Here is an 18,843-nt window from a genome sequence, read left to right as displayed (position 1 = left end):
CCAAGAATCACAGCGTGGGGTAGCGTGCCGAGAGCACAAAGTAACCGGCTGGCGAACCCTAACGCGACCCCGCATCCGCGCGCCGCCCCGACCGAGCGGTACCCGTCCGCCCCGAGGCAACCGTAGGAAAGAGGACATCCGTGGACGCTGACGTCGCGATCAAGGCCGAGATCAACGCGCTGCGGCGGCGCCTGCCCGACGTGTCCGGCACCGTGCTCGCCGGCCTCGACGGCATGCTCATCGCCAGCGACGTGACCGGCATCGAACCGTCGAGCGTGGCCGCCCTGTCCGCCGCCCATCTCGGCCTCGGCCAGCGGTTCGCGCTGACCGCCGGGCTCGGCACCCTGCACGAGACGGTCCTGCAGGGCACCGACGGTTACGTGATCGTCTACGCCGCCGGCAGCCGCGCGCTGCTGACCGTACTGACCACCGCCGACGTCAACCTGCCGCTGCTGCACCTCGACGCCCGCCAACTCGCCGCCCGGCTGGGCACGATGATCGAGCGGGCCAGCGCCGCGGCGTCGGCGACCCCGGTGCCGCGCCGCGGCGGCCTCGGCAACGGCAACGGCTCGACGCCGCTGGCCGTACGCACCCCGATGGCGACCCTGCCCGGCCGTCGCTGAGCCGGCCGCCGGACCCACGCCCGACCGCCGGACCCACGCCCGACCGCCGGCACCTGGGGACCGGTCAGGGGTGCAGAAGCCGACCGGTCCAGGTGACGAGGTCGGAGATCAGCGGTGAGTCGGCGGCGACGAGGCCCATGTGGTCCCGGCCGGCATAGGTGCGGTAGTCGACGCGCTGTCCGGCCGCCGCCAGCCCCGCGACGTAGCTGTCCTGGATCGCGAGGGTGACCAGCGGATCGCTCGCCCCCTGCGCGAGCAGGACCGGCATCTCGAAGGGTCCGGTCGGGGTGTTCTGCGCCAACCGCCGCCCGAGGCTGCCACCGGTGGGGTCGCGGGCATAGATCGGCCGGTCCCGGTCGATCGACAGCGCACCGAGCACGGATACGAACAACCCGGGCTCGGCCAGGCAACGGGTCGCCATCTCCCGCACCAGGATCCGCGCCGACGGGATGACGTAGTCGTCGAGGTCGACGTCCGGGTACGTCCGCGCGTACGCCTCGATGACGAACGACGCGAACACCGACCCGCCGCGTACCTGCGGCAGATGCCGGGTCAGCGCGAGCGTGTCGGCCGCCGGCGCCATCGCCGCCACCCCCGACAACGGCACGTCGGGCGCGTACGTGGGCTGGATCTGGGCCGTCCAGAGGGCGGCGTGCCCGCCCTGGGAGTGTCCCCAGACGACGGTCTCGGCGGCCAGGCGCAACTGGTCCAGTTGCCGGGCGGCCCGTACCGCGTCGAGGACCGCGCGGGCCTCGCCCTGGCCGATCAGGTACGGCTGCGGCCCGTCGGTGCCGAGCCCGGTGTAGTCGGTGGCCACCAGCACCCGGCCCGGCCCGAGAATCCGGTCGAGGGCGGGCAACGCGCCCGCCGTGAAGGGGGACGGGAGCAGGCTCGGCGCGCAGTTGGCCGCGTAGCCGGTCGTACCGTGGGCCCAGGCGATGACCGGACGCGGCGTGGTCGCCGGGGCCGCCGGCGCCACGACGAGGCCGCTGGCCACCGCCGGCACCCCGTCGTCGCGGGTGGTGGTGTAGAGGATCCGCCACGCCTTCGCGTCGGCCGGGACGTCCCGGCCGAACGGTTCGTGGCGCAACAGCACGCCGGGCCGGTCGGGCCGGTCGTCCGGCGCGGTGTAGAAGCCGTCGACGACCGGCGAGCCGGCGTCGATCCGGCCGGTGATCACCAGGGCGGCCAGCGCGGCGGCCGCGGCCAGCACGGCGCCGATCGACCGCGACCAGCGCCGTACGCCGGTGGCGGCGCGACCGGGCCGGGCCGGACCGGCACGGCCGACCCTCTGCCCGACCGCGGCCCAGACCTGGGCCAGGCCGAAGAGGACGGTACGGGCGCCGAACAGCACCGCCACCACGAGCAGGGTGACGTCGGGCCAGGCCAGCGCCAGCACCCCGAAGCCGATGTCGGCCGCCCCGAACAGCACCGCCGCGAACCGTTCGTCGGGTGTGCCCCGCCACGCCTGCAGGCACTTCACCGCGCCGGACACGAGAAGCGCGACCGCGACGACCCTGGGCAGCAGTTCGACCGCGGTGCCCACCCAGACGAGGACGGCCACGCCGAGGACGATCCAGCCGAGGCCGAGTGCCGCCGACGGTGCCGGGACCGGGCCGTCCCGCCGGTGCGCGGTGAGGTCGGCGACACCGGACGCGAGACAGCTCAGGCCGACGTAGACCGCCAGCACGCCCACCGCGCTGAGCGGCCGGGTCATCAGCAGCAGGCCGAGCCCGGCGGCACCCAGCCCCACCAGAGCGGAGACCCACCAGGGCAGCCGAGCCGCGATCCTCGGCAGGAACCGGGTCCGGTGCGCCAGGCGGTGGCGAAGCGACGATTCACCCACAACCCACATTTACCGTACATACGGGCACGACTACCTCACGCCACGCGGTCGTGCCCGTACGCGGCCCGCGGGTCAGCGACTGTCGGAGCCGGCCGACTCGATCACCGCCCGGCCGGCCTCCAGCCGCGCCACCGGGACCCGGAACGGTGAGCAGGAGACGTAGTCCAGCCCGACCTCGTGGAAGAAGTGCACCGACTCGGGGTCGCCCCCGTGCTCGCCGCAGACTCCGATCTTGAGCCCTGGACGGGCGGCCCGGCCCTCCTCGACGGCGATCCGGACCAGCCGGCCCACGCCGTCGCGGTCCAGCGACTCGAACGGCGAGATGCCGAAGATGCCCAGTTCGAGGTAGCGCCAGAAGAACGCCCCCTCGACGTCGTCGCGGGAGAAGCCCCAGGCCATCTGGGTCAGGTCGTTGGTGCCGAAGGAGAAGAACTCGGCCGCCTCGGCGATCTGGCCGGCGGTGAGCGCCGCCCGGGGCACCTCGATCATGGTGCCGATCAGCACCTCGACGGCGTGCTCCCGGGTCACCTCCGAGATGATCTTCTCGGCCTCGACGCGTACGGTCTCCAGCTCCTGGACCGCCCCGACCAGCGGGACCATGATCTCCGGCCGGGGGTCGCGGCCTTCGGCGACGAGCTGGGCGGCGGCCTCGGTGATCGCCCGCACCTGCATCGCGAACAGGCCGGGGATGACCAGGCCGAGCCGCACCCCGCGCAGCCCCAGCATCGGGTTCTGCTCGTGCATCCGGCGTACGGCGGCCAGCAGCGCCTGGTCCTTGCCCGGGTCCTCGCCGCGCTCCTGGGCGACCGCGACGTGCACGGCCAGTTCCTCCAGCGACGGCAGGAACTCGTGCAGCGGCGGGTCGATCAGCCGGACGGTGACCGGCAGCCCGTCCATCTCACGGAAGATCTCCACGAAGTCGGCCCGCTGCAACGGCAGCAGCGCGTCCAGCGCCTCGTTGCGCTCGGTCTCGGTGCGGGCCAGGATCAGCCGCTCGACCAGCTCGCGGCGGTCGCCGAGGAACATGTGCTCGGTACGGCACAGCCCGATCCCCTCGGCCCCGAAGCGCCGGGCCCGCGCGGCGTCCTCGCCGGTGTCGGCGTTGGTCCGCACCCGCAGCCGCCGCACCCCGTCGGCGTGGCCGATGATCCGGTGTACGGCGACCACCAGCGGGTCGGTGCTCGTCGCCGGATCGACCGAACCCTCGAAGTACTGGACCACCTCCGACGGGCGGACCGGCACCTCGCCGAGGTAGAGGCAGCCGCTGGTGCCGTCGATCGAGACGACGTCCCCCTCGTTGACGACGTGCCCGGCGACGGTGAACCGGCCGGCCTTCACGTCCACGTCGAGGTTGTCGGCGCCGCAGAGGCAGGTCTTGCCCATGCCCCGGGCGACGACGGCGGCGTGGCTGGTCTTGCCGCCCCGGGCGGTGAGGATGCCCTGCGCGGCGATCATGCCCGGCAGGTCGTCGGGGTTGGTCTCCCGGCGGACCAGGATGACCCGCTCGCCCTGGCCGGCCAGCTCGACGGCCCGGGCGGAGGTGAAGACGACCCGGCCGACGGCGGCGCCCGGTGACGCGCCGACCCCGGTGGTGACGACCTCCGGCGAGCCGGAGAGGTCGAAGCGGGGGAACATCAGTTGGGCGAGCTGGGCGCCGTTGACCCGGTGCAGCGCCTCGTCGAGGTCGATGATCCCCTCGTCGACGAGGTGGTTCGCGATGTTGAACGCGGCGGCCGCCGTACGCTTGCCGACCCGGGTCTGCAACATCCACAGCTTGCCGCGCTCGATGGTGAACTCGATGTCGCACAGGTCGCGGTAGTGGCCCTCCAGCGTGGCCATGATCCGCAGCAGCTCGTCGTACGACGGCTTGTCGATGCGTTCCAGCTCCTGGAGCGGGACGGTGTTGCGGATGCCGGCGACCACGTCCTCGCCCTGCGCGTTGGCCAGGTAGTCGCCGTAGATGCCCTGGTTGCCGGTCGCCGGGTCGCGGGTGAAGGCGACGCCGGTGCCGGAGTCGGGGCCGAGGTTGCCGAAGACCATCGCGACGATGTTGACAGCCGTGCCGAGGTCGGCCGGGATGCGCTCCTGCCGGCGGTAGAGCACGGCCCGCTCGGCGTTCCACGACTCGAAGACGGCCCGTACGGCCAGGTCGAGCTGCTCGCGGGGCGGCTGCGGGAACTCCCGCCCGGTGTGCTTGGCAAAGATCTTATTGTACGCCCCGACCAGCGCCCGCAGGTCGTCGGCGTCCAGGTCGAGGTCGTTGGTGGTGCCCTTGGCCCGCTTGGCGTCGTCGAGGGCGTGCTCGAACTCCTCGCCGGGCACGTCGCAGACGGTCTTGCCGAACATCTGGATCAGCCGGCGGTAGGAGTCCCAGGCGAACCGGTCGCCGCTGCCCGGACCACCGTCGGACGCCTGGCGGGCGAGCCCGGCCACGCTCTCGTCGTTGAGCCCGACGTTGAGGACGGTCTCCATCATGCCGGGCATCGAGAACTTGGCACCGGAGCGTACGGACACCAGCAGCGGGTCGGCGGGGTCGCCGAGCCGCTTGCCCATCGCGGATTCCAGCGCCGCGAGGTGTGTGGCGACCTGCTCGGCCAGCCCGTCGGGCTCGGCGCCGGTGGCCAGGTACGCCTTGCACGCCTCGGTGGTGATGATGAAACCGGGCGGCACGGGAAGCCCGAGGTTGGTCATTTCCGCCAGGTTGGCGCCCTTGCCGCCGAGTAGATCTTTCAGATCCTTGTTGCCCTCGGCGAACCCGTAGACGTATTTGTGCTTGGTCGTCGCCTTTTCCGCTGCCACCAGAGCCTCCCACGTGCGCCGGGACCGACACTTAACGAAGATTCAGCCGCTCTCCGTTACCCCGGAAGTCGAGTTTCGTATCAGGGAACCAATGGCCATTGGTGGGCGAAGGCTAAGCGACGCCGGGGTGACGTGGCAGCATTCGGTGACAATTGGCACACTGGTCGGCACTAACCGCGATTGCCGCGGTTCCTGGAAGCGTTCCCACACGCACGACCGCGCACGCACGACCACATAACGCAGGGAGAACACCCGTGTCGCCCGTTGCCCCCCGTCCCCGTCCCGTTCCCTCGAATGAGCTACCGACCTACGCCGATCTGGTGCCCGCACCGGTCAGCGTGGAGCCGGTCGCCGGGGAGCACTGGACCCTGACCGCCGACACGGCCGTCCACACCCACCCGGCCCCGGTCGCCGTCGCGGTCGCCGAGCACCTCGCCGCCGTGCTGCGCCGGGCGACCGGGCACCCGGTGCCGGTCGTGGCCGACGACGGCCCCGGCCCGATCCGGCTGCGCTTCGCCCGCGACGAGGTGCCCGAGCACGGCGAGGGCTACCGCCTCGACGTGACCGCCGACGGCGTCACCGTCGCCGCCCGTACGGCCGCCGGCCTGTTCCACGGCACCCAGACCCTGCGGCAACTGCTGCCCGCGCAGGTGGAGGGCGGTGCCGCCGGCCCCGGCCCGTGGACGGTGCCCGCCGGGCGGGTCGTCGACCACCCCCGGTTCGCCTACCGGGGGGCGATGCTCGACGTCGCCCGGCACTTCCGGCCGGTCGCCGACGTGCTCCGGTTCATCGACCTGATCGCCCTCTACAAGATCAACCACCTGCACCTGCACCTCACCGACGACCAGGGCTGGCGGATCGCGATCGACAACTGGCCCCTGCTCGGCGAGTACGGCGGCGCCGGCGAGGTCGGCGACGGGCCCGGCGGCCACTACAGCAAGGCCGACTACCGGCGGATCGTCGAGTACGCCGCCACCCGTGCCATCACCGTCGTCCCCGAGATCGACGTACCGGGGCACACGAACGCCGCGCTGGCCGCGTACGCCGAACTGAGCCCGGACCGGACCTCCCCGCCGCGCTACACCGGCACCGAGGTCGGCTTCAGCGCGCTCGCCGTGCACAGCGAGACCACCTACGACTTCCTGCACGACGTGTTCACCGAGATCGCCGCCCTCACCCCCGGCCCCTACCTGCACATCGGCGGCGACGAGGCGTTCAAGGTGCCGGCCGACGACTACGCCACCTTCATGGCCAAGACCCAGCCGCTGGTCGTCGCGACCGGCAAGACCGTGATGGGCTGGCACCAGCTCGCCGTCACCACGCACAGCCCGGGCCGGGTCGTCCAGTTCTGGGGTACGTCGGACAGCGACGACACCGTCACCGACGCCGTCCGGCGGGGTGCCCGGGTGGTGCTCTCCCCCGCCAACCGCGTCTACCTCGACATGAAGTACGCCACCGACACCCCGGTCGGCCACGACTGGGCCGGGCTGCTGGAGGTACGCGACGCGTACGACTGGGACCCGGGCAGCTTCCTCACGGGGGTGCCGGAGTCGGCCGTACTCGGCGTCGAGGCCCCGCTGTGGACCGAGTCGGTCACCACGATGGCCGAGGTCGAGCTGATGCTCTTCCCCCGCCTGGCGGCGGTCGCCGAACTGGGCTGGTCACCGGCCGGCAGCCGGGACTGGACCGGGTTCGCCCGCCGGCTGGCCGCACAGGCACCACGCTGGACCGCCGCCGGCATCACCTTCCACCGCTCACCGCAGATCCCCTGGCCGGCGGCCGGCGACGTTCCCTCGGCCGCCCAGGCGCCGGCTCAGCGGTAGGTCGTCCAGAGGCTCAGCCCGCAGGGCCACCCAGAGGCTCAGCCCGCAGGGCCACCCAGAGGCTCAGCCCGCAGGGCGCACTAGAGGCTCAGCCGCCGGAGTCGTCGAGTTCGGCGCCGGCCGGGACGGCGGCGCTGTCCCGGTCGGCGAGCCAGCCGTCCGGCAGGTGCACCTTGCCCGGCGAGTTGGTCCGCCCGCGCGGCTGGCCGAGGACCGCGGTCGGGAACGGCTCGGTCGGGTCGAGCCGGGCGAGGAGGTCGTCGAGTTCGGCCAGGCTGGAGATCATCGCCAGCGAACGGCGCAGCTCCGAACCGACCGAGAACCCCTTGAGATACCAGGCCACGTGCTTGCGGAAGTCGGTGCAGCCGTCGCGCTCCGGCTCCCACCGGCCGCCGAACCACTCGACCAGGAGTTCGGCGTGCCGGCGCATGATCGCCGCCACCTGGCCGAGATCGGGCAGCACGGGCTTCGTCGCCGGGATGCCGCCGGGCGCCTCCCCGGCCGCGCGCCGGGCGTCGAACGCCGCCTCCAGGTCGGCGAAGAGCCACGGCCGGCCCAGGCAGCCCCGGCCGACGACCACACCGTCGGCGCCGGTGTGCGCGACCATCCGCAGCGCGTCGTCGGCCTCCCAGATGTCGCCGTTGCCGAGCACCGGCACGTCCAGCGCCTGCTTCAGGGTGCCGATCGCGTCCCAGTCGGCCGTGCCCGAGTAGCGCTGCGCGGCGGTCCGGCCGTGCAGGGCGACCGCGGCCACCCCGGCGTCCTGGGCGGCGAGCCCGGCCTCGACGTACGTCAGGTGGTCGTCGTCGATGCCCTTGCGCATCTTGACGGTGACCGGGATTCCGGCCGGTGCCGCCGCCTCCACCGCCCCGCGCACGATCCGGGCGAAGAGCCGGTGCCGCCACGGCAGCGCCGCACCGCCGCCCCGGCGGGTGACCTTGGGTACCGGGCAGCCGAAGTTGAGGTCGACGTGGTCGGCGAGGTCGCGTTCGACCACCATCCGCACGGCCGCGGCGGTGATCTCCGGGTCGGTGCCGTAGAGCTGCAGGCTGCGCGGGCGCTCGTCGGAGCCGAACGCGATCATCCGCAGCGTCTTCGGGTTCTTCTCGACCAGCGCCCGGGTGGTGATCATTTCGCAGACGTAGATCCCGCCGCCCTGCTCACGGCAGAGGCGGCGGAACGCCACGTTGGTGATGCCGGCCATCGGCGCCAGCACGACCGGCGGCCACACCTGGTGTGGCCCGAGGGTCAGCGGGCGGACGGCGGCGGGGGCGGTCGTGGTCACCGTACGAGGATTCCACGTCGCGTGCCCGACGACGAACCGGGCCGCCCCGGCCGAACTGGTCCGCCGGTGCCCGCCGGCCAGGGTGTTCCCGCCGCCCGGCGGGGGTGGTCCCACCGCCCGCCCGGCGGCCGAGGCCGGGTCACTGTCGTGGCCCACAGCGAATTCGCTGTTTTCACACTGAATTCGCTGTGGGCCGCACGACCATCACTCCCTCGCCGGCAGCGCCGCCGGCCGGCGGCACGAAGCACCGTCAGCCGGCCGGCGGCACGGACCGCCGTCAGCCCGGCCGGCGCGGGTCAGCAGCCGGGAAGGCGGTCGAGCAGGTAGCGCTCGACCTGGTCCAGCGACACCCGCTCCTGGGTCATCGTGTCGCGGTCGCGGACGGTGACGGCGTTGTCGTCGAGGGTCTCGAAGTCGACGGTGACGCAGAACGGGGTGCCGATCTCGTCCTGCCGGCGGTAGCGGCGGCCGATCGCCTGCGAGTCGTCGAACTCCACCACCCAGCGCTTGCGCAGCGTCGTGCTCAGGTCGCGGGCCTTCGGCGACAGGTCGGGGTTGCGCGACAACGGCAGTACGGCGACCTTGACCGGCGCCAGCCGGGGGTCGAAGCGCATCACGGTCCGCTTGTCGACGCCGCCCTTGGTGTTCGGCGCCTCGTCCTCGTCGTACGCCTCGAGCAGGAACGCCAGCACGGCCCGGGTGAGGCCGGCGGCCGGCTCGATGACGTACGGCACCCAGCGCTCCTGCTTCTCCTGGTCGAAGTACGACAGGTCGACGCCGGAGTGCTTGCTGTGCGTGGTGAGGTCGAAGTCGGTCCGGTTGGCGATGCCCTCCAGTTCGGAGAACTCGGTGCCGCCGAAGAGGAAGCGGTATTCGATGTCGACGGTCCGCTTCGAATAGTGCGACAGCTTCTCCTTGGGGTGCTCGTAGAACCGCAGGTTCGACTCGCTCAACCCGAGGTCGAGATACCAGTTCCAACGCTCCTGGAGCCAGTATTCGTGCCACTGCTCGTCGGATCCAGGCTCGACGAAGAACTCCATCTCCATCTGCTCGAATTCGCGGGTGCGGAAGATGAAGTTGCCCGGCGTGATCTCGTTGCGGAACGACTTGCCGACCTGGGCGATACCGAACGGCGGCTTCTTGCGGGCCGCGGTGGCGACGTTGTTGTAGTTGACGAAGATGCCCTGTGCCGTCTCCGGCCGCAGGTAGTGCAGGCCCTCTTCGCTCTCCACCGGACCGAGGTAGGTCTTCATCAGCCCGTTGAACATCCGCGGCTCGGTGAAGGTGCCCTTGTTGCCGCAGTTCGGGCAGTTCAGTTCGGCGAGCCCGGCCGGCGGCCGGCCCTGCTTGGCCTCGTACGCCTCTTCGAGGTGGTCGGCGCGGAACCGCTTGTGGCACGACTGGCACTCGGTCAGCGGGTCGACGAACGCGTCGAGGTGCCCGGAGGCGGCCCACACGTCGCGGGACAGGATCACCGCGGAGTCGAGCCCGACGATGTCGTCACGCTGCTGCACCATCGTCTTCCACCACTGCCGGCGGACGTTCTCCTTGAGTTCGACACCGAGCGGGCCGTAGTCCCACGCCGATCGGGTGCCTCCGTAGATCTCGCTGGAGGGAAAGACGAAACCCCGGCGCTTGGCGAGGCTGACAATGGCGTCGATACGGTCGGCTGGCATGGTTCCTCCTACGCCGGCTGGCGGCCGGCGGGGACGTGGCACGACTAGGTGCGGGACGGTTCTGTTCGGGCGACGGTTCCGTTGGACAACGGATCTGCCGGTGCCGCGGTTATCGGCGCGGCCCACCGAGATTACTGGCCGATGCCGCAGACCTCGAATTCGCCCGTACCGGTGTTCTGCGCCAGCGACACCCACACCCGGCCGCTGCCGCCCTCGGCATAGGTGACGTCGACCGGCACCTCGAGTTCGTCGGTGATCTCCAGGTCGCCGACCTGGTAGTTGGTCAGCCTGGGTTCGGTGGCCAGCCGGGTGCGGAACCGCAGGATGGGCTCGCGCTGCTGCTCCCGCCGGCACAGCAGCGAGTAGGCCCGGTCGTAGTCCCCGTCGGTGACCGCGTCGAAGTAGTCGCCGACGACGGCGCCGGCCTGCTCGTTGAGCGCCTGCGTGCCGCTGACCGCCAGTCCCACGAACGCCACCGCGCCGCCGCCGCAGCACAGTGCCACGGCGAGCGCGGCGGCACCGAGGCCCCACCACAGCCGGGCGGTCCGCCCCTCGGTCGGTGGCGCGGCGAACGGCGGCGCGACGCCGGGACCCGCCGGTGCCGCCCCGCCGGGAGGCACGGTCGATCCACCCTGACCAGCGGGTACGGCGTACGGCAGCGGCGGGCCCGCCGGTCCGGGAGTGGTCATGACAGCAAGGGTAATGCCCGTGCGCGCGCCCGGTGTGGCACGGCCGGTGCCACCGACCCGCTTCAGCGGCCGGGGTTCGCGGCCCGGTCGCTCGTGCCGACCACGACCTCGCCGCCCGGGGCGGCGGTGGCCAGCGACTCGTACGCCGACGGCTCGTCGACCGACTCGGCCAGCAGCGGAATCGCGGTGATCTTGACGTCGAAGTCGCCGAGGGCGCGACGGTACGCCCCGACCGACTCCCATTCGGTGAGCAGGCTCCAGTACGTGGGGTCGTCGAGGGCGCGGACGAGTTCGCCGCGCCGGTATCCGGGCCGGCGGGCGAGGGCGGCCAGGGCGGCGTGGGCCCGGTCGGCGAACGTCCCGGCGCCGTCCTCGTCGACGACGAAGCGGTTCAGCACCAGCAAGATGTCAGCCTCCTCGTAGCATGTGTCGGATGCAGCCTACGCACCGTGGCGTGCCCGCCCGACTCGCCCGGATCAATCCGACGGGGGCCTTCCTGGCGGCGCTGGCGCTCATGCTGGTCGGGCTTCTCTCACCGGGCATCATCGGCGGCGGCATCCTGCTCGTGCTGGCCGCCGCCCTGGTGGCGCTGCTGGTCCTGACCTGGCCGATCCAGCCCGCCCCCACCCGGGTCCTCCGCCTGGCCGTCGTCACCCTGCTCCTGGCCGCCGCCCTCCTGAAGATCCTCTGACCCTGGTGATCCGCGTGATCAGGGACTGAGTCGCGCGTGTCGCCGGCGCGCCGGCCGTCGAACTCCCTGATCACGACGATCAAGGGCGGGCCGGGCGGCCGTATGCACCCATGCGTTTTTGACAATCATTCTCATTGTCGTGAGAGTTGGGGCATGTTTGAACGCTCCACCCCCCGTATCGCCGCCACCTGCGCCGCCGCCCTGCTCGTGCTGGGCGGGGCTGCCGCGTGCGGCGACGACTCGTCGGCCGGTGCCGACGGCAACCGGATCGACGTCGTCGCCGCCTTCTATCCGCTCCAGTTCGTCGCCGAGCGGGTCGGCGGCGACGCCGTCGCCGTCACCAACCTCGTCAAGCCCGGCGCCGAGTCGCACGACCTCGAACTCAACCCGCAGCAGGTCGGTCAGCTCACCGACGCCAAGCTGGTGATCTATCTCAAGGGCTTCCAGCCCGCCGTCGACGAGGCGGTGACCCAGCAGGCGGGCGACCGGGCCTTCGACGTCGCGACCGCCGTACCGCTGCTCGACGCCGCCGCCGGCGGTCACGACCACGACCACGAGGGCGAGGACGGGCACGACGACCACGGCCACGGGGACGAGGCGAGCCCCGAGCCGACGGCCGCCGAGGAGGACGGGCACGACCACGACAGCGGAGGCAAGGACCTGCACTTCTGGCTCGACCCGAGCCGGCTGGCCACCGTCGCCGACGAGTTCGCCAAGCGGCTCGGCGAGACCGACGCCGACCGGGCCGCCGACTACACCGCCCGCGCCCAGGCGCTGCGCACCGAGTTGACCGCCCTGGACCAGGAGTACGAGCAGGGCCTGGCGACCTGCCAGCGCCGGGAACTGGTGACCAGTCACAGCGCGTTCGGCTACCTCGCCGACCGTTACAAGCTGGAGCAGATCGGCATCACCGGCCTCACCCCGGAGGACGAGCCGTCGCCGCAGCGGCTGGCCGAGGTGACCGAGGAGGCCAAGCTCCACGGCGCCACCACGATCTTCTTCGAGACGCTGGTCAGCCCCAAGGTCGCCGAGACGATCGCCCGCGAGGTCGGGGCGCGGACGGCGGTGCTCGACCCGCTCGAAGGCCTCCAGGCCGGCAGCACCGGCGACTACCTGTCGGTGATGCGCACCAACCTGGCCACCCTCAAGCCCGCCCTCGGCTGCTCGTGACACCTGGACCGACCAGCCCGCCCACCCTCGACCCGCGCCACCGGGTACGGCCGGACGCACCGTACGGTGGTGCGGTGAGCACGGCGGTTGTCGACGTCCGGCACGGGGTGGTCGCCTACGACGGCCGCCCCGTGCTGCGGGACGTCTCCCTGACGGTGACCCCCGGCGAGGTGGTCGCCATCCTCGGCGCCAACGGGTCGGGCAAGTCCACCCTGGTCCGCGCCATCCTCGGCCTGGTACCGCTGGCGGGCGGCACGGTCGACCTCTTCGGTACGCCGCTGCGCCGGTTCCGGCAGTGGCGGCGGATCGGCTACGTGCCGCAGCGGATCGGGGCGGGCAGTGGCGTACCGGCCACGGTCGGCGAGGTCGTCGCCTCCGGCCGGCTGGCCCGCCGGGGCGTACTGCGGCCGGCCGGGGCCGCCGACCGCCGGGCGGTGACGGCGGCGCTGACCGCCGTCGGGCTCGCCGAGCGGGCCGGTGACCCGGTCGCCACCCTCTCCGGCGGGCAGCAGCAGCGCACCCTGATCGCCCGCGCGCTGGCCGGCGAGCCCGAGGCACTGGTCCTCGACGAGCCGACCGCCGGGGTCGACGCGGCCAGCCAGGAGGCGTTCGCCGAGGCACTGCGCGGCTTCAACGCCGGTGGCGGGACCGTGCTGCTGGTCGCCCACGAGTTGGGGCCGCTGCACCCACTGGTCGGCCGGGCGGTCGTCGTACACGACGGTGGGATCGCGCACGACGGGCCGGTGCCGGCGCCGGCCGGCCACCACGCGGCACCCGGCCACGACCACGTGCATCCGCACGCCGACGAGGAACCGCCGACGGCCGGGACGTGGGGACGATGAGCCTCTTCCAGTACGACTTCATGATCCGTGCCCTGGTCGGGGCGCTCGTCATCGGGCTGGCCGCCCCCGCCCTCGGCATCTACCTCGTGCAGCGCCGGATGTCGCTGATCGGCGACGGGGTCGGCCACGTGGCGCTGACCGGGGTCGGCGTCGGCCTGCTGCTCGACCGCTCCCCCGTGCTCACCGCGGTGCTGGTCGCGGCCGCCGGGGCGATCGCCATCGAACTGCTCCGCGAGCGCGGCCGTACCTCCGGCGACATGGCCCTCGCCCTGCTCTTCTACGGCGGCATCGCCGGCGGCGTGATGCTCGTCGGCCTGTCCGCCGACCGCAGCAACGCCAACCTGATGGCATACCTGTTCGGCTCGCTCACCACCACCAGCGCCCAGGACCTGTGGGTGATCGTCGGGCTGGCGGCGGCGGTCCTGGTGGCGATGGTGCTGCTGCGTCCGGCGCTGTTCGCCATCTGCCACGACGAGGAGTACGCCCGGGTGTCGGGGCTGCCGGTCCGGGCACTGAACCTGCTGATCGCGGTGACCACGGCGGTGACCGTGACGATCGCGATGCGTACCGTCGGGCTGCTGCTGATCAGCGCCATGATGGTCGTACCCGTGGCGGCGGCACAGCAGGTCACCCGGGGCTTCAAGGCCACCATGGCCCTCGCGATGGCGCTCGGCCTGCTCAGCGCCGGCTCCGGCGTCTGGCTGGCCGCGCAGGCCAACACCGCGCTCGGCGCGACGATCGTGGTCCTGGCGATCGCCGCGTTCCTCGGCATCGCCGTCGGGTCGGCGGTGTGGCGGTCGCTGCGCCGCCGTACGGCCCCCGCCGCCGCGCCGGTCGCCGAGGTCGAGCCGCCGGAAGTCGTACTGAAGCACTGACCCGGCGGCCATCCCGGTCGGGCTGGCCGACGGTGCCGGGCCGCGGCCCGACGACATTGGTTACCGTTACGGCATGACGACCGGGAACGGCTACGAGGCGTACGAGGGCGCCGGCGAACTCCTGCGCGCCCTGTCCGCTCCGATCCGGGTCGCCATCGTGACCGAACTGGCCGGCGGCGAGCGCTGCGTCCACGAACTCGTCGAGACGCTGGGCGCCCCGCAACCCCTGGTCTCCCAGCACCTGCGGGTGCTGCGCGGGGCCGGCGTCGTACGCGGCTCGCGGCGCGGCCGGGAAATCGCCTACGCTCTCGTCGACGAACATGTCGCCCACATCGTCGCCGACGCGGTCAGCCATGCTCGGGAAGCGCGGTGAACGCGCTACCGTCGGGCGTCGGCACCCCCACCCGTCACCGCCGCCACGGGACCGGTCGGAGCGAGGAGATGTCAACATGACCGGTGACGCCACCGCGACCCGCAACACCCGGCAGCGCAGCGCGGTCAGCGCCCTGCTCGCCGAGGTCGAGGGCTTCCACAGCGCCCAGGAACTGCACGGCATGCTCCGCGACCGGGGCGAGCGGGTCGGCCTGACCACCGTCTACCGCACGCTCCAGGGGCTCGCTGACGCCGGCGAGGTCGACGTGATGCGCCCGCCCGGCGGCGAGCACCTCTACCGCCGGTGCAGCGAGGGCCATCACCACCACCTGGTCTGCCGGTCGTGCGGCCGTACGGTCGAGGTGGAGGGACCGGCCGTCGAGACGTGGGCGGAGCGGGTCGCCGCCCAGCACGGATACGCCGACGTGAGCCACACCCTGGAGATCTTCGGTACCTGCCCGGAGTGCCGCCGCTGACCCGCGCCGCCGCACCGGCACTGCGATGATCGTCTGCTGCACAGACCGACGACACGCCGGGCGGACAACGCCTGAACCGCAAGCGATCAGGGCTGCCCCGGCACCGCCACACGGCAGTGCTGCGAAACGGCACCGGTTGCGGCACGCTGTGCGGCGTGAAGATCTACGCTGACCGCTTCCCGACCGCCCTGCGGCAGTTCGTCACCGACGTACTCGTCGTCGTCTGGGTCTACGCCGCCATCCGGGCGGCCATGTGGCTCCACGACCTGGTCCAGAAGCTCGCCGTACCCGGGCAGAAGCTGGCGGGGGCCGGCGGCGGCCTGGCCGACAACCTGGCCGACGCCGGCGGCAAGGTCGGCCGGGTGCCGATCGTCGGCGACGAGCTGACCGCGCCGTTCGAGCGGGCGGCCGAGGCGGCCCGCTCGATGGCCGACGCCGGCCGCGAGCAGCAGGATCTGGTCGGCGACCTGGCGCTCGCGCTGGCCGTCGCGGTGCTGATCTTCCCGCTGGGGCTGGTGCTCTTCGGCTGGCTGCCGCTGCGGGTGCGGTGGATCCGGCGGGCGACCGCGGCGCGGGCGCTGCGGTCGGCGCCGGCCGGCCGGGACCTGCTCGCCCTGCGGGCGCTGGTCTCCCAGCCGCTCGGTCAGCTCACCCGGATCGACCCGGACGTGGCGGAGGCGTGGCGGCGCGGCGACGACGCCACAGTGGAGGCGCTGGCCGCCCTGGAGCTACGCGGCCTCGGCCTGCGCCCCGGCAAGCGCTGACCGGCCGCCAGCGGTGGACCTCAGGGCCGTGGTACGGCGACGTCGGCCGGGTGGGCCCGTTCGACGAACCGGACCACGGCCACCCCAGTGACCAGGACAAGCAGGGCCAGCGCAGGCGCGGTGACCAGTCCCGCGATACCGGACGGCAGCGGTCCGGCCGCGGGGATCAGCCCCGAGAACGCCTGATCGAAGGAGAGTTGCGCGACAACGAGCAGGGTGACGATCGGCAGCAGGAGCGCGAACACCCGTCGCCGTACGGGTGGCCGGCCACCGGCGACGGCGGGCAGGAGCAGTACGGCGATCACCAGGTAAGTCGCCCCCGCCAACATGGCACTCCGGCGTAGGTCCAGGGTGAGCAGACCGCCGTCCCGCACCCAGAGCAGCGATTCCGCCATCGGCGCGGACGCGGCGACCACTCCGGCGCCGACGACCAGGGCCGTACGCCCGCGGCCCAGCAGTGCGGAGCCGGTAGGACGGCTCAGGGCGGCCACGCTCAGCACCCCGGCCAGCAGCAGCGCCAGAAGGATCGACCACCAGGCCAACTCGCCCGCCCAGCGGGACATCAGGACCAGGCGCAGCGCGTCGGCCGACACCCCGAACCACGCCGCCGCCGCTGCCACCAGCGGCCGGTTCGCAAGGATCGCCGCGACGACCGCGGCCCACACCACCAGGCACAGCCAGATCGCCGGGGTCGGATCGGGGGCGGACATGTCGGTGCCGAACCTGAGCCAGCCGCCCAACTCCCAGGTCAGTGGCCGCAGATGCCGGGCGAGGAGCAGCACCGCTCCCGTCAGGCCGAGAATCGTGAACGCCTCGCCCCAGCGCGAGCCCGACGCCCGTGCCCACCAGGTCGATCCTTTGCCGATGCCGCCCACCATGCGGTGACGATATCGGCGCCGCGCGCCCGGTATCGGCCGTTCACCGGACGCGCGGCGCCACCAGTCAGTCGGCCGGCGGGATGCGGCGGCGGACGTCGCGCACCGTGGCCGGTCCCGGCTCCCAGGCGGCCACCTGGTCGACATCGGTGGCCGGGGTCACCACCCCGTCCTCCAGGAACGTGTACCGGCCGCCGAGGATCCGCTTCGCCGCCTTCACATCGATCGAGTCGGTGTTGTCCCACAACTCGGCGAAGAGCCGTTCGGCGCGCAGCCGGGCCTGCCGGCAGAACAGGTCGGCCAGTTCCATTCCCTCCGGCCGGGTCTCCCGCTCGGCCCTGGCCCGCACACAGGTCGCCGCCATCGCGAACAGTTCCGCGCCGATGTCGACGATCCGGGCCAGGAACGCCTGCTTACGCTCCATCCGGCCCTGCCAGCGCGACATCGCGTAGAACGTGGAGCGGGCGAGTTTGCGCGACGTCCGCTCGGCGTATCGCAGGTGGCCGGCGAGCGGGCCGTACTCGGCGTAGCCGGTCGGTGTCTGGCCGCGGCCGACCGCGAGGGTCGGCAGCCAGCGGGCGTAGAAGGCACCGGCCCGGGCGCCGGCCCGGGCCTTGCGGGTCAGGTCGGCGTCCGGGTCGATGATGTCGCCGGCGACCGACAGGTGGGCGTCGACGGCCTCGCGGGCGATCAGCAGGTGCATGATCTCGGTGGAGCCCTCGAAGATCCGGTTGATCCGCAGGTCGCGCAGGATCTGTTCGACGGCGGCCGGCCGCTCGCCGCGGGCCGCGAGCGAGTCGGCGGTCTCGTAGCCGCGGCCGCCGCGGATCTGGACGAGTTCGTCGGCGACCTGCCAGGCGAGTTCGCTGGCGTAGAGCTTGACCAGGGCCGCCTCGATCCGGATGTCGTTACGGTCGTCGTCGGCGAGCATGCAGCACAGGTCGAGCATCGTCTCCATGCCGTACGTGCTGGCGGCGATGAAGGACAGTTTCTTGGCGACCGCCTCGTGCTCGCCGACCGGGCGGCCCCACTGGACCCGTTCGGCGGCCCATTCGCGGGCCACGTTCAGCGACCACTTGCCGGCGCCGACGCACATCGCGGGCAGCGACAGCCGGCCGGTGTTCAGCGTGGTCAGGGCGATCTTGAGTCCCTTGCCGACGCCGCCGATGACCTGGTCGGCCGGTACGAACACGTCATGGAAACGGGTCACGCTGTTCTCCAGGCCGCGCAGGCCGAGGAACTCGTTGCGCCGTTCGACGGTGATGCCCGGCGAGTCGCCCTCGACGACGAAGGCGGTGATGCCGCCCCGCTGCCCGTCGGTCGCCGGCACTCGGGCCATCACCACCAGCAGGGTGGCGACGGTGCCGTTGGTGGCCCACAGCTTGACGCCGTTGAGCTTGAAGCCGCCCTCGACGGGTTCGGCGGTCGCGCCGAGCCGGGCCGGGTCGGAGCCGACGTCGGGCTCGGTGAGCAGGAACGCGGACACCTCACCGGCGGCGAGTCGCGGCAGGAAGCGCTTCTTCTGCTCGGCGCTGCCGAACATCTTCAGCGGCTGCGGTACGCCGATCGACTGGTGTGCCGACAGCAGCGCGCCGATCGCCGGGCTGACCGAGCCGGCCAGCATCAGCGCCCGGCAGTAGTGCAGGTTGGACAGGCCGAGGCCGCCGTACTCCTCGTCGATCTTCATGCCGAAGGCGCCGAGCCGGCCGAGGCCGCGGAAGACCTCGTCGGGGATGCGGGCGTCGCGTTCGATCTGTGCGCCGTCGACCTCGGTGCGGACGTACTCGCCGAGCCGGGCGAGGAAGTCGTCGGCCTTGGTCACCCGCTCCGGGTCCGGTTGCGGCCACGGGTCGATCAGGTCGAGCCGGAGCCGGCCGAGGAAGAGTTCCTTGCCGAAGCTGGGCTTGCCCCACTCGGTTTCCCGGGCTGCCTCGGCGACCTGCCGGGCCTCCTTCTCCGAGACCTGGCCGGCCTCCATCGGCAGTGGCCCGGCACCGCCGTCGATCCCGCCCGCCGCCGGGCGTTCGTCCTGCGTCG

At 72.6% G+C, this 18,843-nt stretch carries 17 protein-coding genes; 9 read left to right on the top strand and 8 right to left on the bottom strand.

The annotated features are described in order from the left end of the window. Positions 1–140 precede the first annotated feature (140 nt). Positions 141–623: a roadblock/LC7 domain-containing protein gene (locus AB0I42_RS30695; RefSeq protein WP_357542764.1), complete on the top strand. Its 483-nt coding sequence runs from the start codon at positions 141–143 to the stop codon at positions 621–623. A gap of 64 nt (positions 624–687) precedes the next feature. On the opposite strand, the gene AB0I42_RS30690 is transcribed toward AB0I42_RS30695, so the two are convergent. Both AB0I42_RS30690 and ppdK read right to left on the bottom strand, forming a co-directional pair. Beyond that, positions 688–2,469, bottom strand: a complete 1,782-nt coding sequence (locus tag AB0I42_RS30690) for a lipase family protein (RefSeq protein ID WP_357542762.1) — start codon at positions 2,467–2,469, stop codon at positions 688–690. 72 nt (positions 2,470–2,541) lie between these two features. Continuing rightward, a complete protein-coding gene (gene ppdK, locus AB0I42_RS30685) occupies positions 2,542–5,268 on the bottom strand; it encodes a pyruvate, phosphate dikinase (protein WP_357542760.1) in 2,727 nt (908 codons plus the stop codon). 320 nt (positions 5,269–5,588) lie between these two features. On the opposite strand from ppdK, the gene AB0I42_RS30680 reads away from it, so the two are divergent. Further along, positions 5,589–7,091 carry a beta-N-acetylhexosaminidase gene (locus AB0I42_RS30680; RefSeq protein WP_357542758.1) on the top strand — a complete coding sequence of 501 codons (1,503 nt, stop codon included), beginning with the start codon at positions 5,589–5,591 and terminating at the stop codon, positions 7,089–7,091. Between the two features lie 88 nt (positions 7,092–7,179). On the opposite strand, the gene dusB is transcribed toward AB0I42_RS30680, so the two are convergent. The 4 genes from dusB to AB0I42_RS30660 form a co-directional block, all read right to left on the bottom strand. After that, positions 7,180–8,376: a tRNA dihydrouridine synthase DusB gene (gene dusB / locus AB0I42_RS30675; RefSeq protein ID WP_357542806.1), complete on the bottom strand. Its 1,197-nt coding sequence runs from the start codon at positions 8,374–8,376 to the stop codon at positions 7,180–7,182. Between the two features lie 296 nt (positions 8,377–8,672). After that, positions 8,673–10,052, bottom strand: coding sequence for a glycine--tRNA ligase (locus AB0I42_RS30670; RefSeq protein ID WP_357542756.1), 1,380 nt, complete (start codon positions 10,050–10,052; stop codon positions 8,673–8,675). 131 nt (positions 10,053–10,183) lie between these two features. After that, positions 10,184–10,741, bottom strand: coding sequence for a hypothetical protein (locus tag AB0I42_RS30665; RefSeq protein WP_357542754.1), 558 nt, complete (start codon positions 10,739–10,741; stop codon positions 10,184–10,186). 62 nt (positions 10,742–10,803) lie between these two features. Continuing rightward, a complete protein-coding gene (locus AB0I42_RS30660; protein WP_357542752.1) occupies positions 10,804–11,145 on the bottom strand; it encodes an antibiotic biosynthesis monooxygenase in 342 nt (113 codons plus the stop codon). Between the two features lie 29 nt (positions 11,146–11,174). Here AB0I42_RS30660 and AB0I42_RS30655 point away from each other — a divergent pair, with 29 nt between their 5' ends. The 7 genes from AB0I42_RS30655 (at position 11,175) to AB0I42_RS30625 (ending at position 15,931) form a co-directional block, all read left to right on the top strand. Then, entirely contained in the window at positions 11,175–11,432 is a 258-nt protein-coding gene (locus AB0I42_RS30655; protein WP_357542750.1) for a DUF6703 family protein, read from the top strand. Between the two features lie 153 nt (positions 11,433–11,585). Beyond that, positions 11,586–12,602, top strand: coding sequence for a metal ABC transporter substrate-binding protein (locus tag AB0I42_RS30650; RefSeq protein WP_357542748.1), 1,017 nt, complete (start codon positions 11,586–11,588; stop codon positions 12,600–12,602). Positions 12,603–12,676: 74 nt separating this feature from the next. Beyond that, positions 12,677–13,444 carry an ABC transporter ATP-binding protein gene (locus tag AB0I42_RS30645; RefSeq protein ID WP_357542746.1) on the top strand — a complete coding sequence of 256 codons (768 nt, stop codon included), beginning with the start codon at positions 12,677–12,679 and terminating at the stop codon, positions 13,442–13,444. Beyond that, positions 13,441–14,319, top strand: a complete 879-nt coding sequence (locus tag AB0I42_RS30640) for a metal ABC transporter permease (protein ID WP_357542744.1) — start codon at positions 13,441–13,443, stop codon at positions 14,317–14,319. Before AB0I42_RS30645 ends, AB0I42_RS30640 begins: the two co-directional genes overlap by 4 nt. 73 nt (positions 14,320–14,392) lie before the next feature. After that, positions 14,393–14,692 carry a metalloregulator ArsR/SmtB family transcription factor gene (locus tag AB0I42_RS30635; protein WP_357542742.1) on the top strand — a complete coding sequence of 100 codons (300 nt, stop codon included), beginning with the start codon at positions 14,393–14,395 and terminating at the stop codon, positions 14,690–14,692. Between the two features lie 76 nt (positions 14,693–14,768). Continuing rightward, complete coding sequence (locus AB0I42_RS30630) at positions 14,769–15,167, top strand: Fur family transcriptional regulator (protein ID WP_357542740.1); 399 nt, start codon at positions 14,769–14,771, stop codon at positions 15,165–15,167. Positions 15,168–15,322: 155 nt separating this feature from the next. Next, positions 15,323–15,931 carry a hypothetical protein gene (locus AB0I42_RS30625; RefSeq protein WP_357542738.1) on the top strand — a complete coding sequence of 203 codons (609 nt, stop codon included), beginning with the start codon at positions 15,323–15,325 and terminating at the stop codon, positions 15,929–15,931. Between the two features lie 20 nt (positions 15,932–15,951). Here the strand turns inward: AB0I42_RS30625 and AB0I42_RS30620 are convergent, their stop codons facing one another. Both AB0I42_RS30620 and AB0I42_RS30615 read right to left on the bottom strand, forming a co-directional pair. Next, positions 15,952–16,809, bottom strand: a complete 858-nt coding sequence (locus AB0I42_RS30620) for a hypothetical protein (RefSeq protein ID WP_357542736.1) — start codon at positions 16,807–16,809, stop codon at positions 15,952–15,954. A gap of 64 nt (positions 16,810–16,873) precedes the next feature. Beyond that, positions 16,874–18,784 (bottom strand): acyl-CoA dehydrogenase family protein, encoded by a 1,911-nt coding sequence (locus tag AB0I42_RS30615; protein WP_357542804.1) that lies wholly within the window; start codon positions 18,782–18,784, stop codon positions 16,874–16,876. Positions 18,785–18,843: the final 59 nt, after the last annotated feature.

The organism is Polymorphospora sp. NPDC050346 (genome assembly GCF_040655695.1).
Classification (GTDB): Bacteria; Actinomycetota; Actinomycetes; order Mycobacteriales; family Micromonosporaceae; genus Polymorphospora; species Polymorphospora lycopeni.
Note: the sequence above shows the minus strand (reverse complement) of the source record. Positions and strands in the feature narration are given on the sequence as shown.

Coding starts and splice junctions, on each gene's coding strand:
- AB0I42_RS30670 (WP_357542756.1), bottom strand. CDS start 10,052: ATGCCAGCCGACCGTATCGACGCCATTGTCAGCCTCGCCAAGCGCCGG.
- AB0I42_RS30665 (WP_357542754.1), bottom strand. CDS start 10,741: ATGACCACTCCCGGACCGGCGGGCCCGCCGCTGCCGTACGCCGTACCC.
- AB0I42_RS30655 (WP_357542750.1), top strand. CDS start 11,175: ATGCAGCCTACGCACCGTGGCGTGCCCGCCCGACTCGCCCGGATCAAT.
- AB0I42_RS30650 (WP_357542748.1), top strand. CDS start 11,586: ATGTTTGAACGCTCCACCCCCCGTATCGCCGCCACCTGCGCCGCCGCC.
- AB0I42_RS30640 (WP_357542744.1), top strand. CDS start 13,441: ATGAGCCTCTTCCAGTACGACTTCATGATCCGTGCCCTGGTCGGGGCG.
- AB0I42_RS30635 (WP_357542742.1), top strand. CDS start 14,393: ATGACGACCGGGAACGGCTACGAGGCGTACGAGGGCGCCGGCGAACTC.
- AB0I42_RS30630 (WP_357542740.1), top strand. CDS start 14,769: ATGACCGGTGACGCCACCGCGACCCGCAACACCCGGCAGCGCAGCGCG.
- AB0I42_RS30620 (WP_357542736.1), bottom strand. CDS start 16,809: ATGGTGGGCGGCATCGGCAAAGGATCGACCTGGTGGGCACGGGCGTCG.
- AB0I42_RS30615 (WP_357542804.1), bottom strand. CDS start 18,784: ATGGAGGCCGGCCAGGTCTCGGAGAAGGAGGCCCGGCAGGTCGCCGAG.